A 13801-nucleotide genomic window follows, 5' to 3' on the forward strand; every position below is an offset into this window, starting at 1 on the left:
GTCAAACCCAAGCCAATCAAGCGTTTTTGTCCACGCGCCTGATTAAATTCATAAAATTAACGCCACCAATTAACCCGCAATTAACCCAGCACTGGGAAATTACTGCCTAGTTCTAAGGCAGCGTGTGTTTGTGACGCCTGCCATAATGGTGATGGGGCGTATAACGCGTGGATTCGTTTTTCGCAGGCTTACAGAGGTTCGGTGTCGGACGGCTGACGGCGATCCTCGGCGCGGCGGGTGGGGCTGCGGCTGTTCTGGCCGCCATCTTTCTGCACTTGACCGCGCAACCCCAGGCGCTGCTCTATTCCAACCTCGATCTGAAAGAAGCCTCCCAGATCACCACCAATCTGGATCAGGCGGGTATCAAATACACCGCCCAGGGCGATGGGTCGACCATCATGGTCAATCGCGACGAAGTCGCACGGGCGCGGATGCTTCTGGCAGGCAAGGGGCTGCCGACGGCGGCTTCGGTCGGATATGAAATCTTCGACAATGCGCCGGCACTCGGTCAGACCGAGGCTGTGCAGAACCTCAATAACAAGCGCGCCCTGGAAGGCGAACTGGCCCGCACTATCACGACGCTGAAGGGTATTTCCTCGACGCGCGTCCATCTGGTTATGCCCAACCGTGAACTGTTCAGCGAAGTGGCGCAGTCTCCGACGGCCTCGGTCGTTGTTGGCCTGTCGGGTGCCGACCTTGGGGCTGATCAGGTCCGAGCCATCCGTAATCTGGTAGCGGGTGCGGTGCCCAATCTGAAGCCCGAAAACGTCACCCTGGTCGATGATCGCAACCATCTTTTGGCGGCGGGCGGCGAAGGCGAGGACAGCCTGGGTGGCATGGGGGCGATGCGGAAGAGCCAAATCGAGGATTCGTACCGTAAGCGCATCACCGACATTGTCGAGGGCGTTGTCGGCCCTGGCGCCGCGCGGGTTACGGTAACGGCGGATCTCGATCAGACCTCTACGACCAAGGAGCAGGTCGAATATAATCCGGATGGACAGGTTGTCCGCTCGACACGGACCGAAGAGTCGAAGGACAAGACGGCGGACCCCAACTCCAACGGCGCCGTAACGGCTTCGGCGAACATTCCCGGTGGTCAGCAAACGCCGGGCGGCTCGACTTCGACGAATGAGAGCGGCACGACGTCCGAGCTTACCAACTACGAAATTTCGACCACAAAGACGACATCTGTCAAAGCGCCAGGGGACATCAAAAAGCTGGCCGTCGCCGTCGTCGTTGATGGCACTCTGACTCCGTCCAAGGACGGCAAGGCGCCGCCGGCCTACGCTGCACGGTCGCCGGAAGACATGAAAAAAATCGAAGAGCTGGTACGCAACGCCGTGGGCATCGATGCCAATCGCGGTGACCAGATCGTGGTGACCAACCTGCGTTTCAATCACGGGGAAATAGACAGCGGCGCTGGCACACTGGCCAAGAAGTCGATGTTCGATTTCGACAAGAATGACATCATGCGGGCCGCCGAGGTTGCCGTGTTGTTTATTGTGGCCTTGCTGACCATCTTCCTGGTTGCCCGCCCGTTGCTCAAATATATCGGCTCCTCTCCGGCCACCTACCTGGCCGCCGCCAATGGCGGCGGTGCGCTGGCGGGGCCTGGCGGCATAGCCATGGCTGGCGCAGAACATGGACCGGGTATCCCGGGCCAATCCGGCGGCGCGCTGGACTTCAAGCCGGGACCCGGTGGGATGGTGCCCGTCGCCGCCGAAAACAGCAGTATCGACATCGCGCGCATCGAAGGACAGGTAAAGGCATCCTCGGTCAAGAAGGTTTCTGAATTCGTTGATCGCCACCCGGAGGAATCGGTATCGATCCTGCGGTCCTGGCTGCACGATAGTTAGGGGCCGGTCATATGAGCCGTAAAAATGCCATTGATGACCCCAAGCGTCTTTCCGGTGTGGAAAAGGCGGCCGTCGTCCTGTTGGCGTTGGGGGAGGACCACCTCCAGCTCTGGCAGGCGCTCGACGAGGAAGAGATCAAGGAAATCTCTCAGGCTATGTCATCGCTCGGCACGGTAGCCTCCCATGTGGTCGAAGACCTGCTGGTCGAATTCGTCTCGGGCATGAGCAATTCCGGCACCATCATGGGGTCGTTCGAGCAGACGCAGCGCTTGCTCGGCAACTTCCTGCCGCCGGAAAAAGTCGAATCCCTGATGGAAGAAATCCGGGGCCCGGCTGGCCGGACCATGTGGGACAAGCTCGGCAACGTCAACGAAGCTGTGCTGGCTAACTATCTCAAGAACGAATATCCGCAAACCGTTGCGGTCGTGCTGTCCAAGATCAAGGCCGATCACGCTGCCCGCGTGCTGTCATCCCTGCCTGAAGATTTCGCGCTCGAATGCGTGCAGCGGATGTTGCGCATGGAGCCGGTGCAGCGCGAAATCCTCGACAAGATCGAGCAGACATTGCGCGTCGAATTCATGTCCAACCTGGCGCGGACGTCGAAGCGCGACAGTCACGAATTGATGGCGGAAATCTTCAACAATTTCGATCGTCAGACCGAAAGCCGCTTTGTGGCCGCCCTGGAAGAACGCAACCGCGAATCCGCCGAACGCATTCGGGCGCTCATGTTCGTCTTCGAAGATCTATCGAAACTCGATCCCGGCGGGGTTCAGACCCTGCTGCGTGCTGTCGAAAAGGATCAGTTGGGGCTGGCGCTGAAAGGGGCCTCGGACAGTCTGCGCGATATGTTCATGTCCAACATGTCCGAACGCGCCGCCAAGATCATGCGCGACGATATGGAAAGCATGGGGCCTGTACGCCTGAAGGACGTCGACTCGGCGCAGATGGCTATGGTTCAGGTCGCCAAGGACCTTGCCGCCAAGGGTGAAATCATGCTGGCCGGTCAGGGAGGGGATGATGAACTTATTTATTAATCTGTGTTTACATCGCCTCTACCCTAACCCCTTCGTCGCGGCAGTTGTTGCGCGAGAGTGGATAATAGGAAGGGGCGCATGACCTTTCCCGTTCACAAAAAATTCGAGTTCGGCACCGTTTTCGGCGACAGCGGTGACGTTGTGGCGCGCGCGGCCCCGCCACCCAAGAAGTTCTTCACGCCTGAAGAGGTTGAGGATGTCCGCAGGACAGCCTATGCCGCCGGTGAAAGCTCGGCGACAGCACGGGCCCAGATGGCTCAGGCGGCTGCTTTGCAAACCTTTTCCGACGCGGCGCAGCAGGGATTGGGCGGGCTGACCGAAGTCATTCGCGAACATAAGGCGGCTGCGGTGCGTCTGGCCCTTGTCTGCGCGCAGAAAATCGCGGCCGAGGCGCTCGATCGTTTTCCCGGCGCCCCCCTCAAGGCGGCGCTCGACGCCTTGGGCCAGGAAATAGAGCCGGCGACGCGCCTGGTGCTGTTTACCAACAACGCCTCCGACGAGGTGAAGGTCGCCGCCGAGGAAGCCGCTATGATGGCGGGTTATCAGAACGGCGTGCAGTTCCGCGACAACCCCACCCTGCCCAAAGGTGCGTTCGAGGTGGTGTGGAGCGACGGCCGCGCCGAATACAATCCGAAATCCGTATTCGAGGTCCTCGAACGCGCACTCAACGAAGCCCTGGATGCCGAGTCCTATCACCAATCCCGCGCGCAAGCCGCGCATGAGTAAGGAATAACAGCCATGGCCGATTTAGGTCTGGAAGATTTTGGCGACGGTACTGGTCCGGCTGCCGATGAAGAAGGCGAAAAGTCTGCCGCCGATCTGGCGCCCGTCTTTGACGTGCCGGTCAACATCTCGGCCGTGCTGGGCAAGTCCTACATGTCGGTGTCGCAGTTGCTGAAACTGGGGCAGGGCAGCGTGCTGGAACTTGACCGCAAGGTCGGTGAGGCGATCGATATTTACGTAAACAACCGCTTGGTCGCGCGCGGTGAAGTGGTCGTGGTCGACGACCGCCTGGGCGTAACCATGACGGAAATTATTAAATCGGAAGATGCGGGTAACTAAGCCATGAGACTTCTCGTTGTTGGAAAACTGAGCGGCCAGCTCTCGGCCGCGGTCAAGATGGCCATGGAAACCGGCGCTAAGGTGGCGCACGTCGAAACCCCCACTCAGGCGACGGAAGCCCTGCGAAAAGGGCAGGGCGCGGATCTGTTGATGGTCGATTATGAACTCGACATCAAGACGTTGATCGAGGCGAACGAACGTGAACACATCTTCGTTACGGTCGTGGCCTGCGGCGTCAATCCCGACCCGCGCAAGGCGGCCTACGCCATTTCGCAGGGCGCCAAGGAATTTATTCCCCTGCCGCCCGATGCCGAACTGATCGCAGCCGTCCTCGCCGCCGTTTCCGACGATTCCCGCCCGCTGGTCACCAACGATCCGTCGATGCAGGCGGTGATAAAGCTGGCCGATCAGGTCGCTGCTTCGGATGCGTCGATCCTCATCACCGGGGAAAGCGGCGTCGGTAAGGAAGTCATGGCGCGCTACCTGCACGAAAAGTCGAAGCGATCGTCGCGGCCGTTCATTTCTGTCAACTGCGCCGCTATTCCGGACAATCTTTTGGAATCGGAGCTGTTCGGGCACGAAAAGGGCGCCTTTACCGGCGCCATGGCGCGGCGGATCGGAAAGTTTGAAGAGGCCGACGGCGGCACATTGCTGCTCGACGAAATCTCCGAAATGGATACGCGGCTACAGGCAAAGCTTCTGCGCGCGCTCCAGGAACGGGTGATCGACCGCGTTGGCGGGGCGCGTCCGGTGCCGGTCAATATCCGCATCCTGGCGACGTCGAACCGCAATCTGGCCCAGGCCGTCAAGGAAGGCGCGTTCCGCGAAGACCTGCTTTACCGCCTCAACGTCATTAATCTGGCCCTTCCGCCGCTGCGGGAGCGCCCGGCTGATATTCTGGCCCTATCGGAATATTTCGCCAAGAAGTATTCGGAAGCTAATGCCATTCCGCTCAAGCCGATCTCGCTGGAGGCCAAGCGTCGGTTGCAGGCCCATCCGTGGCCGGGCAATGTGCGTGAGCTGGAAAACGCCATGCATCGCGCCGTTCTATTGTCCGTTGGTACGGAAATCGACGCCGAAGCCATCCGTTTGCCGGACGGTCAGCCGCTGAATCCGGTCGCGCCTATTGGCTCCGATTACGTCGGCCGGGTTGCGCTGGCGGCGGAATCGGCAGCGCGATCCTTTGTGGGGTCTACGGTTGCGGAAGTCGAACAGAAGTTGATACTGGATACTTTGAGCCATTGTTTCGGCAATCGGACCCATGCCGCCAATATTCTCGGGATCTCGATTCGCACGCTGCGTAACAAGCTGAATGAATACTCGGCGGCTGGCGTATCTGTGCCAGCGCCGCAATCGGGCGCCAGTGCCGCTTAAGTTTAAACCTATTATATAAATCGCGATTTGCGGGCGGATTCGGCGATCACCACGCCGAGCCCGCCGGCGCCATAGGCGACAAAGTCTTTGGGATCGAAGCCCGTGCCAAGTACCACGCGGGCCAGGGCATTGTCATCCAAGCCCAACATGCCGACCAGGTTGTAAAACTGGCCGATTTCCACCGCCACGGCGATAATCAGGGTCAGAGCAACGGCAGGGATGACCGGCATCGGCGTGATTGCCCGGACTGTCAGGTAGATCAGCGCGACGACCAGGCTATCGCCGATATACGGACGCACCAGGCCATCATGCACGAAAACGGCGATCAATACCTCGATGAGGAAAACGGCCACCGCCGCGCCGGCATATCCGGGATGAAATCTGAGCATGGCCTGATTTACCGCGCACGGGCGGCGGAGGCGAGCCCCGTGCGGCGAAAAGCGCGGCCAGGTTTTGATGCGGCCAGGTTTTGATGCGGCCAGTCTTTGATTATGCGTCAGACGAAAAAAAGTATCCCTTTCACCACCGGGTGCGTTAAAAAACCGGACATGTCGCACGTCTTCAAATGGATGGATACGCCCGTCGGGCGCCTCAAACTGGTCGCCAGTCCCAAAGGTCTGGCTGCGGTCCTGTGGCCTGACGATTCTCCGCGCCGTGTGCCCTTGGGCGATGTGACTGAGGCGGTGGATCATCCGATCCTCGTCCACGCGGAGCGCGAACTGGCCGACTATTTTTCCGGACGCCGGACCGTCTTTTCCGTGCCGCTCGATTTCGCGGGCACAGCCTTCCAGACATCGGTGTGGCGGGCCTTGCTTACCATTCCGTTCGGCGAGACACGCAGCTATGGTCAGTTGGCGGCGCAACTGGGCAAGCCGTCGGCCAGCCGGGCGGTCGGTGCGGCCAATGGCAAAAACCCGATCTCAATTATCGCGCCCTGCCACCGCGTTATAGGTGCGTCGGGACACCTGACTGGCTTTGCGGGCGGACTGGAAACAAAGGCCTATCTGCTGCGTTTGGAAGGCGCGGTTTAGCCGGTCTACTTCTTTGTTTTTACGCGCTTTTTGATCCGAAAAGTGCATTACACTTTTCGGAAAGCGCTTTAAGACCCGCCTTAACGACTTGTTCACCATGGATCGGGTAATTTTTGCCTAGTCCGGACACCGGGCGTAAGCGCAATCCGAAGGAGCGGCCCGCCGCTGTCTGACAGATTACGCGCCCAATCCAAGTGCCCGGAGACCGCTTTTGGCTAATGCTGCGACGATACCTTTCAAGGCCTCCGAAATCGGCGGCTGGCTAAAGCGCGGCGAAGTCATCATGGCGGTCGGCGTGATCTCGATCATCGTGATCCTGATCGTGCCGATGCCGAGTTTCGTCCTCGACATCCTGTTGTCCCTGTCGATCACCTCGGCCATTCTGATCCTGATGACAGGCCTGTTCATCAAGAAGCCGCTGGAATTTTCGTCCTTCCCGACGGTGCTTCTGGTAACGACCCTGTTCCGACTGGCGCTTAACATCACCTCGATGCGCATCATCCTGACCCATGGCCAGGATGGGGGCGAGGCGGCGGGCGCGGTCATCCATGCCTTCGGCATGTTGATGACCCAGGGTAATTTCATTATCGGAGCGATCCTGTTCGCCATCCTGGTCCTCGTCAATTTCGTGGTCATCACCAAGGGCTCGGGTCGTATCGCCGAAGTCGCGGCGCGGTTCACCCTGGACTCGATGCCTGGCAAGCAGATGGCCATCGATGCTGACCTGTCGTCGGGCCTGATCGACCAAGAAGAAGCCAAGCTACGGCGCAAGGAGGTCGAACAGGAATCCGGCTTCTTTGGCGCCATGGACGGTGCGTCGAAATTCGTGCGCGGCGACGCCATCGCCGGTATCGTCATTACCCTGGTGAACATTGTCGGCGGTATCCTGATCGGTATCCTGCAACATGGCATGGATGCGGGCGAAGCCGCCAAGACCTACATGCTGCTGACCATCGGCGATGGTCTGGTGACGCAGATTCCAGCCCTGATCATCTCGATCGCCGCCGGCTTCCTGGTGTCCAAGGCGGGCGTCGATGGATCGGCCGACAAGGCCATCGTCCTGCAACTGGCCACTAATCCAGTGGCTTTGGGCGTCGTGTCGGCCGCATCGGGCGTCATGGGCCTTATCCCCGGCATGCCGATCCTGTTTTTCGGCGCCATCGCGCTGGGCACCGGAGCGCTGGCCTGGAAGATTGGCCGAAAGCTGCCACCGCCGACCAAGGCGGAACTCGCCGCCGCGGCCCAGAGTGCCGCCCCTCCGGAAGAAGAGCCGATTTCGGCGGCCCTGGCCATAGACGACGTGAAAATCGAGTTGGGCCTTGGCCTGCTCGGTCTTATCAACGATCTCGACGGCCGCAAGCTGACCGACCAGATCAAGGCGCTGCGCCGCACCTTGGCGCAGGAATACGGCTTCGTCATGCCGTCCGTGCGCATTCTCGACAATATGCGCCTGGCTAACCAGGGCTACACAGTACGTATCAAGGAAATGGAAGCGGGTACGGGCGAAGTGCGTATCGGCTCGCTCATGGCCATGGACCCAAGCGGGCGTCAGGTCGAATTGCCGGGCGAGCATATGAAGGAGCCTGCTTTCGGCCTGCCCGCGACGTGGATCGACGGTGCGCTGCGCGAAGAAGCCACCTTCCTCGGCTACACGATTGTCGATCCGGCCACAGTGATCACCACCCACCTGACCGAAATTCTCAAGGACAACATGGCCGACCTGTTGTCCTATGCGGAGCTGACGAAGCTGCTGCGCGACTTGCCTGCGGACGAAAAGAAGCTGGTCGAAGACCTTATCCCCGGCGTGGTGTCAACAGCCACCCTGCAACGGGTCCTCCAAGCCCTGCTCAAGGAGCGCGTGTCGATCCGCGATCTGCCGGCCATTCTGGAAGCCCTGGGGGAGGCGGCATCGCATACCAAGTCGATTACACAGATGGTCGAACATGTCCGTTCGCGTCTGGCGCGGCAACTGTGCTGGGCCAATCGCTCCGACGACGGGTCCCTGCCCATCGTTACCCTGTCGCACGATTGGGAAAACGCCTTTTCGTCGTCCCTGGTCGGTCAGGGTGAGGATCGCCAACTGACCATGGCGCCATCCGCGCTTCAGGACTTTATCCGCGCTGTGCGCGACACGTTCGAACGGGTGTCGATGAGCGGCGAAGTCGCCGTGCTCCTGACATCACCGACGATCCGGCCTTTTGTCCGCTCCATCGTGGAACGGTTCCGGGCCAATACGGTGGTGATGAGCCAGAACGAAATCCATCCGAAGGTGAAGCTGAAGACGGTTGGACAGGTATAGTAGGCCTGATGGTTCAGGCTTGAACGATGTTGTCACCGGCTTTACATCGGGGGGCTACGACCAGTTCAAGATATGGCGGCCCATTCATGACTTCCAATTCCAAGCCTGTGATATGGACGGCGCTCGATGCCGATGACCGGGAATTCACCCCGGCGGCGCGTGATTTTGTCGGCGCCATCCGCGCCCATGGCTGGACAGGCCATGATGATCACGACTGTAGCTATTCCATTGGGTTCCAGCGTGCCTTGGGCGTGCCGGAAATCGCCATTACCGGGCTTGATGCCGGCACGGCACGCGTTGTGCTGCGCGATGCCTGGCGGCTGATGGGGTCGGGAAAGCGCTACAAGATTGGCGTGCCATATGGCGACTTCCTGCACGATTGTCGCGTCGTTTTCCAGCCGGTCGCCAAGCGCCATTTCGAAAGCCAGCTTGGTTGGGCGCGCTGGTTTTATGCGGGTGACGACTTCGATTGCTGGCAAATGGTGCTACCGGACGGTGACGGACATTTTCCCTGGGAAGGCGGCTATGACGATAGCGAGACGCAGGCCGATCTGTCCGAAGGCGGGTGGAGCGGGCGGGTCCTTTAACCATACCTACCGACAGAACCACTTGACAACTCAGGGGTAAACGCCTTTTAGCTAAGGCGCGGACGACAAAATTCGCCTTTTCGGCGTTTTGTCGAATGAGTTTTTTTGGGGAAGTCGTATGCAGCGTACCATCAGACAGGTGTTCGGCACCACGCGCCCCCGGGACATCTGGAACGATCTCCTGACTTTCGACCGGCTTGTGTCGAAGCCCATTGTGCACATTGTTTACTGGTGCGGTCTGGGCCTATTGTTTATCTGCGCGCTCGGCTGGCTCGGCATAATGATCGGCACGGGGATAAAGGATGCCTCCGTCATGGGGTGGCTTCTGTCCTTTGGCCTGACCGTGGTTGGGTTTCTAGGCTTTCTGATCGGCGTCCTAGCCTGGCGGTCCGTATGCGAATTCTACCTGGCGGTCATGAACATTTCCGAAGATTTGCGCTACCTGCGCCAATTTCAGGAAAAGCTGACCCAGCCCGGCGCCAATCCGGCGCCAACGCCGGCCGGGGATACGACAACGGCAATGGATGTCGCTACAGCCGCCCCGCCGCCACCCGCGGCGCCGACCGATCCAGAAAAGAACCTGCTCGAAGATCCGTTCTTCCGTCCCCGCTTCGAAAAGCGCGAATTCTAACGCTTTCCGAGGCGTATGACACACGTTTCGGATCAAAAAGCGCGTAAAAACAAAAAATTAGAGCGTTACGGATTTGGCGAATATATGGGCGAGCGGCTTTGGCCGGCCTTGGCGGTCGAACAGGACCGGCTCATCCGGAAGCAGGTGTTGTCCGCCCTGCGGCGTATTCAGCCAGGAATCGGAATCGCGCAACGCCCACAGTGTCACGCCGTAGCGTTGCGTCGCGGGTATGTCGCCATAGGCGGTCAGAAGTTCTTCCAGCAGCCGCGCCTGTTTCAACCGGGGCTCGGCGATATTGGCGGTCAGATCGCCACGGACAGAAATATCCAGTTCGGACACGTGTACGATCAGGCCCAGCGAGGCGATATCGCGCAGGGCCTGGGTGATCAGGCCGGGCTGAAGATCGGCGGCGATGTGGGTCTGCGTGCCGATGCCGTGCAAAGGCGCACCGTCCTTCAATAGGCGTTCGCACAGCTTGAGGAAGGTCGTGCGCTTCTTTGGTGTGAATTCGAGATTATAGTCGTTAAGGAACAGGATGGCGCTCGGATCGGTGCGATGGGCGGCTTCGAAAGCCAGTCCGATATAGTCGTCGCCCAGCACCTTGCGCCACAGGCAGTCGCGCAGGCCACGGCCGTCATCCCATATGGGTTCGTTGACAACGTCCCAGCCGCGTATCCGCCCTTTGTAGCGTCCCATGACGTCGGAAATATAGGCGGCATAGGCATTGAGAAAGGCGTCAGGATTACCAGCCAGCGCCTGGAAATGTGTGCCGTCCTGAGCGTACCAGATCAGGGTGTGGCCATGCACGTCCATACGGTTTTGGGCGGCAAAGGCCATCAATGCATCGGCGCGGTCGAATTTCAGGCTGCCATCCGGCTGGAGGATATACTCCATCTTCATTTCCCATTCGGCGCTCAGCCGGGAGAAATGGGTCGTGGCGAGGTTTGCCCAAGCTGGGTCGGCCATGCGGCGCGCGGTCGTGGCGACGCCGAGCGGATAGGGGGCGATGGACTTAAGCGGTGGCACCTGACCATAGGGCGCGTCGGCGCAGGCGGTCATGGGCAAAACAGCGAGCGCGGCCGCGCCGGTTAACACGCCGCGACGATGCATAATCAGGCACGCTTCATACGCAGGGCCGCTTCGTCGAGCGCGGCGTTTTCAATACGCTTGTCGTTGGCGATGCGCTTGAGGTGGCTGAGTTCAGCAACGTGTTCGAACTTCTTCAGGTCTTCGAAGGCCATGCCAAGCGAATCGCGCACGCCTTCTTCTTCGCGCACGATCAGTTCAAGGTCGGCGCTGACGGCATCGCGGCGATGCTTGAAGCCCATCTTGTAAGCGCTCAGGCCGTGGCTGAGGCTGGCGTCCTGCGAGGCGCGGACACATTCCAACTCATATTCGGCGTCGAGAGTGGCGATTTTCATTTCCGCATGGGTGCGGCGGGTGACGACTTCAGCCAGACGTTTTTGCAGAGTTTCGACCTCAAATGTGGACAGGCGGATAAGAGACTTGGCCCACTTGGTCATAGGGAAACTCCGTTACATGTGTCTGGTGTTCAAGGCCGGCAGAGCCTTGCCGAAAGCGCGCTTCCGGCGGGTCGAAATTAACCCTTGCTAAGAATATCGGCCAAAAGAGTAAAGGACTCGTCAAGAGGTGTGTACTCTTCCTTACCTTGACGTAAAAATTGCTCGATGTCCGGGTTGAGAATAATGGCGCGATCGACGTCTGGATCGGCACCGGACCGGTAGGCGCCGATGCGGATCAATTCTTCCATATTGGCATAGCTGGACATCACCTTGCGCGCCTGACGCACCACTTCGCGTTCTGGTATCGATTGGCAGTCGGGCATGGTCCGGGAGATGGATTTAAGAACATCAATGGCCGGAAAGCGGCCACGTTCGGCTATGGTGCGGCTCATGACAATGTGCCCGTCCAGGATACCGCGCACCGCGTCCGCAATCGGCTCGTTATGATCGTCGCCATCCACCAGCACGGTGAACAGACCGGTGATGGGGCCGGTCTGGGTGCCGTCTTCCAGCATCGGGCCGGGGCCAGCGCGTTCGAGCAGCTTGGGCAATTCAGCGAAACAGGTCGGGGTGTAGCCCTTGGTCGTTGGCGGCTCGCCGGTGGCCAGGCCGATTTCACGCTGGGCCATGGCAAAGCGGGTGACTGAGTCCATCAGGCACAGGACTTCCAGGCCCTGATCACGCAGGAACTCCGACAGGGCGAGGGTCATATAGGCGGCTTGACGCCGCTTCAATGCCGGCTCATCCGAGGTGGCGACCACGACTATGGCCCGTTTCAGCCCTTCTGGGCCTAAGGTTTCTTCAATGAATTCGCGGACTTCCCGGCCCCGTTCACCGATCAGGCCGACGACGACGGCGTCGCAGGTGGCTTCGCGCGCCAGCATGGACAACAGGACGGATTTGCCGACGCCCGAGCCGGCAAAGACGCCGAGGCGCTGGCCGCGGCAACAGGTGGTGAAGACATCCATGGCGCGGACGCCCAGATTCAGGCGCTCACCCACCCGCGCGCGTTTATGCGCCGCCGGCGGTGCGGCCTTGAGCAAGTAGCCCTCCTTGCCCTGTGGCAGGGGGCCCAGGCTGTCGATCGGATCGCCGAAGCTATCGACGATGCGGCCAAGCCAGGCTATGGTCGGATAGACCTTGGCGCCTTCGGAGGAGATGCGGATTTCAGCGCCGGGCGTGACACCTTCGACCGGGCCGAACGGCATCATCAAGGCGCGGTCTTCGCGGAAGCCGACCACTTCGACGGGCAGGGGCGTGTCGTGACGGCGGATAATCTCGCAACGGGCGCCGACCTGCATGTAGCTCAAGCCGCCACGCGCCTCGATCAGCAGGCCGTTGACCACCGCCACGCGTCCGTAAACGCGCATGGGATCGATATTTTTCACCAGTTCGACAAGGTCTTGCATGGGATCGATTATGGTGAATGACGCCTTAAGAAAGGTTAACGCCACCAGCCATGCGCGGTCAGTCGTTCAGAATGAATATGCCGACCCGGTGTTCGCAGCTTTGCCGTTGGGGTGCATCCTGAGGGGTCTGAGGATCGGAAAAGGCTGTGTGAAAGCAGGTTTGCAGGCCCGTCCTGCGCCCATCCTTGAAATACTGGAAGACCTTGAAAGCCAGAACTTCCTTTGTTGTCATGGCGGGATAATAATACCAGGCCTGTTTGTCGCTATAGCGCAAGGACAGTTGGTTGGTGTCCTTGCCCGTTGGGCTAAAATCTACCAGAGCCGCCGGAACGAGGTCTTCCGCGGCGACCGAAGCGGGATCGCAGACCGCGAGCGGCATGTGCTGCAAGGGGGCGTCCATATAGACGGTGCGCCAGAAGTTAACCACGACGAAGCCTGCCACGTCCGGCCGGTCGAACCGCCGGCGCCACGACTGTGCAAACTCAGGCGAAGAGAAGGCTTCCAGGCTTTCCTGGTAGTCATCCGGTGTCAGGCCGTAGTCCTGGTGAACGCCCAGGGCATACGGGTTGTGGGTGCCCGGACCGCGCCGTACCAGCCCTGGGTACTGCACGATTTCCAATTTGAGGTCTGGCAACAGGGTTTGCCGGATTAGGGCATCGATTTCCGGCATGTAGATGCGTGCAATCTCGTTCTTGTACAGAGCGTCGGTTGTGCCGGAATCCCAGTCCGTGACCTGGCTATCATGACCAAGCAAGGCGAAGCCGTGTCGGTCAAGGCAGGTTTCGGGTGACAGCGCATCCTGTAAGTTGCGGGCATTATGGATAGAGATGGGAGCCGCCGCCGCCCACGGCATTACAGCCTCGGCAGGGCCGTTTATCCGGATTCTTAGGCGCCCATCCAACACCAGATCACGACGAATGAAGCCGTTCAGCATTGCCTCTGTCATATGGTCCTCGCGCGCGCCTGAATATGCCTGTTATTTGAAAATGGGTGGT

At 59.8% G+C, this 13801-nt stretch carries 14 protein-coding genes; 9 read left to right on the plus strand and 5 right to left on the minus strand.

Annotation, left to right across the window (positions count from 1 at the left end; genetic code table 11):
• Positions 1 to 167 precede the first annotated feature (167 nt).
• The 5 genes from fliF (at position 168) to flbD (ending at position 5326) form a co-directional block, all read left to right on the plus strand.
• The gene (gene fliF, locus AEAC466_RS25150) at positions 168 to 1856 is read left to right on the plus strand and encodes a flagellar basal-body MS-ring/collar protein FliF (protein WP_023456475.1); all 1689 of its coding nucleotides are present in this window, start codon (positions 168 to 170) and stop codon (positions 1854 to 1856) included.
• A gap of 11 nt (positions 1857 to 1867) precedes the next feature.
• Positions 1868 to 2890, plus strand: coding sequence for a flagellar motor switch protein FliG (gene fliG, locus AEAC466_RS25155; RefSeq protein ID WP_023456476.1), 1023 nt, complete (start codon positions 1868 to 1870; stop codon positions 2888 to 2890).
• A 78-nt stretch (positions 2891 to 2968) separates the two neighbouring features.
• Positions 2969 to 3616 carry a hypothetical protein gene (locus AEAC466_RS25160; protein WP_023456477.1) on the plus strand — a complete coding sequence of 216 codons (648 nt, stop codon included), beginning with the start codon at positions 2969 to 2971 and terminating at the stop codon, positions 3614 to 3616.
• Between the two features lie 12 nt (positions 3617 to 3628).
• Positions 3629 to 3952 carry a flagellar motor switch protein FliN gene (gene fliN / locus AEAC466_RS25165; protein WP_023456478.1) on the plus strand — a complete coding sequence of 108 codons (324 nt, stop codon included), beginning with the start codon at positions 3629 to 3631 and terminating at the stop codon, positions 3950 to 3952.
• 3 nt (positions 3953 to 3955) lie between these two features.
• Positions 3956 to 5326, plus strand: a complete 1371-nt coding sequence (gene flbD / locus AEAC466_RS25170) for a sigma-54-dependent transcriptional regulator FlbD (protein ID WP_023456479.1) — start codon at positions 3956 to 3958, stop codon at positions 5324 to 5326.
• A gap of 11 nt (positions 5327 to 5337) precedes the next feature.
• Here the strand turns inward: flbD and AEAC466_RS0121900 are convergent, their stop codons facing one another.
• Entirely contained in the window at positions 5338 to 5715 is a 378-nt protein-coding gene (locus tag AEAC466_RS0121900) for a ribosomal maturation YjgA family protein (protein ID WP_031238085.1), read from the minus strand.
• 159 nt (positions 5716 to 5874) lie between these two features.
• On the opposite strand from AEAC466_RS0121900, the gene AEAC466_RS25175 reads away from it, so the two are divergent.
• The 4 genes from AEAC466_RS25175 (at position 5875) to AEAC466_RS25185 (ending at position 9874) form a co-directional block, all read left to right on the plus strand.
• Positions 5875 to 6357: a methylated-DNA--[protein]-cysteine S-methyltransferase gene (locus AEAC466_RS25175; protein WP_023456481.1), complete on the plus strand. Its 483-nt coding sequence runs from the start codon at positions 5875 to 5877 to the stop codon at positions 6355 to 6357.
• Positions 6358 to 6568: 211 nt separating this feature from the next.
• Positions 6569 to 8656, plus strand: coding sequence for a flagellar biosynthesis protein FlhA (flhA, locus tag AEAC466_RS25180; protein ID WP_023456482.1), 2088 nt, complete (start codon positions 6569 to 6571; stop codon positions 8654 to 8656).
• An 86-nt stretch (positions 8657 to 8742) separates the two neighbouring features.
• Positions 8743 to 9243 carry a DUF4262 domain-containing protein gene (locus AEAC466_RS43545; RefSeq protein WP_023456483.1) on the plus strand — a complete coding sequence of 167 codons (501 nt, stop codon included), beginning with the start codon at positions 8743 to 8745 and terminating at the stop codon, positions 9241 to 9243.
• A gap of 118 nt (positions 9244 to 9361) precedes the next feature.
• Positions 9362 to 9874, plus strand: a complete 513-nt coding sequence (locus tag AEAC466_RS25185; protein WP_023456484.1) for a DUF4282 domain-containing protein — start codon at positions 9362 to 9364, stop codon at positions 9872 to 9874.
• A gap of 57 nt (positions 9875 to 9931) precedes the next feature.
• On the opposite strand, the gene AEAC466_RS25190 is transcribed toward AEAC466_RS25185, so the two are convergent.
• From AEAC466_RS25190 to AEAC466_RS25205, 4 genes are all read right to left on the minus strand, one after another.
• Positions 9932 to 10984, minus strand: a complete 1053-nt coding sequence (locus AEAC466_RS25190) for an endo-1,4-beta-xylanase (protein WP_023456485.1) — start codon at positions 10982 to 10984, stop codon at positions 9932 to 9934.
• Positions 10985 to 10986: 2 nt separating this feature from the next.
• Positions 10987 to 11397, minus strand: a complete 411-nt coding sequence (locus tag AEAC466_RS25195; RefSeq protein WP_023456486.1) for a flagellar FliJ family protein — start codon at positions 11395 to 11397, stop codon at positions 10987 to 10989.
• A gap of 77 nt (positions 11398 to 11474) precedes the next feature.
• Entirely contained in the window at positions 11475 to 12806 is a 1332-nt protein-coding gene (gene fliI, locus AEAC466_RS25200) for a flagellar protein export ATPase FliI (protein WP_023456487.1), read from the minus strand.
• Positions 12807 to 12864: 58 nt separating this feature from the next.
• Positions 12865 to 13752 carry a CmcJ/NvfI family oxidoreductase gene (locus AEAC466_RS25205; RefSeq protein WP_155913451.1) on the minus strand — a complete coding sequence of 296 codons (888 nt, stop codon included), beginning with the start codon at positions 13750 to 13752 and terminating at the stop codon, positions 12865 to 12867.
• Positions 13753 to 13801: the final 49 nt, after the last annotated feature.

The sequence above is a fragment of the Asticcacaulis sp. AC466 genome (genome assembly GCF_000495815.1).
Classification (GTDB): domain Bacteria; phylum Pseudomonadota; class Alphaproteobacteria; order Caulobacterales; family Caulobacteraceae; genus Asticcacaulis.

Excerpts from the sequence above, each read along its gene's own strand:
- AEAC466_RS0121900 (WP_031238085.1), bottom strand. The coding sequence starts at position 5,715 with ATGCTCAGATTTCATCCCGGATATGCCGGCGCGGCGGTGGCCGTTTTC.
- fliN (WP_023456478.1), top strand. The coding sequence starts at position 3,629 with ATGGCCGATTTAGGTCTGGAAGATTTTGGCGACGGTACTGGTCCGGCT.
- fliG (WP_023456476.1), top strand. The coding sequence starts at position 1,868 with ATGAGCCGTAAAAATGCCATTGATGACCCCAAGCGTCTTTCCGGTGTG.
- AEAC466_RS43545 (WP_023456483.1), top strand. The coding sequence starts at position 8,743 with ATGACTTCCAATTCCAAGCCTGTGATATGGACGGCGCTCGATGCCGAT.
- AEAC466_RS25205 (WP_155913451.1), bottom strand. The coding sequence starts at position 13,752 with ATGACAGAGGCAATGCTGAACGGCTTCATTCGTCGTGATCTGGTGTTG.
- AEAC466_RS25185 (WP_023456484.1), top strand. The coding sequence starts at position 9,362 with ATGCAGCGTACCATCAGACAGGTGTTCGGCACCACGCGCCCCCGGGAC.
- AEAC466_RS25160 (WP_023456477.1), top strand. The coding sequence starts at position 2,969 with ATGACCTTTCCCGTTCACAAAAAATTCGAGTTCGGCACCGTTTTCGGC.
- AEAC466_RS25195 (WP_023456486.1), bottom strand. The coding sequence starts at position 11,397 with ATGACCAAGTGGGCCAAGTCTCTTATCCGCCTGTCCACATTTGAGGTC.
- AEAC466_RS25190 (WP_023456485.1), bottom strand. The coding sequence starts at position 10,984 with ATGCATCGTCGCGGCGTGTTAACCGGCGCGGCCGCGCTCGCTGTTTTG.
- flbD (WP_023456479.1), top strand. The coding sequence starts at position 3,956 with ATGAGACTTCTCGTTGTTGGAAAACTGAGCGGCCAGCTCTCGGCCGCG.
- AEAC466_RS25175 (WP_023456481.1), top strand. The coding sequence starts at position 5,875 with ATGTCGCACGTCTTCAAATGGATGGATACGCCCGTCGGGCGCCTCAAA.
- fliI (WP_023456487.1), bottom strand. The coding sequence starts at position 12,806 with ATGCAAGACCTTGTCGAACTGGTGAAAAATATCGATCCCATGCGCGTT.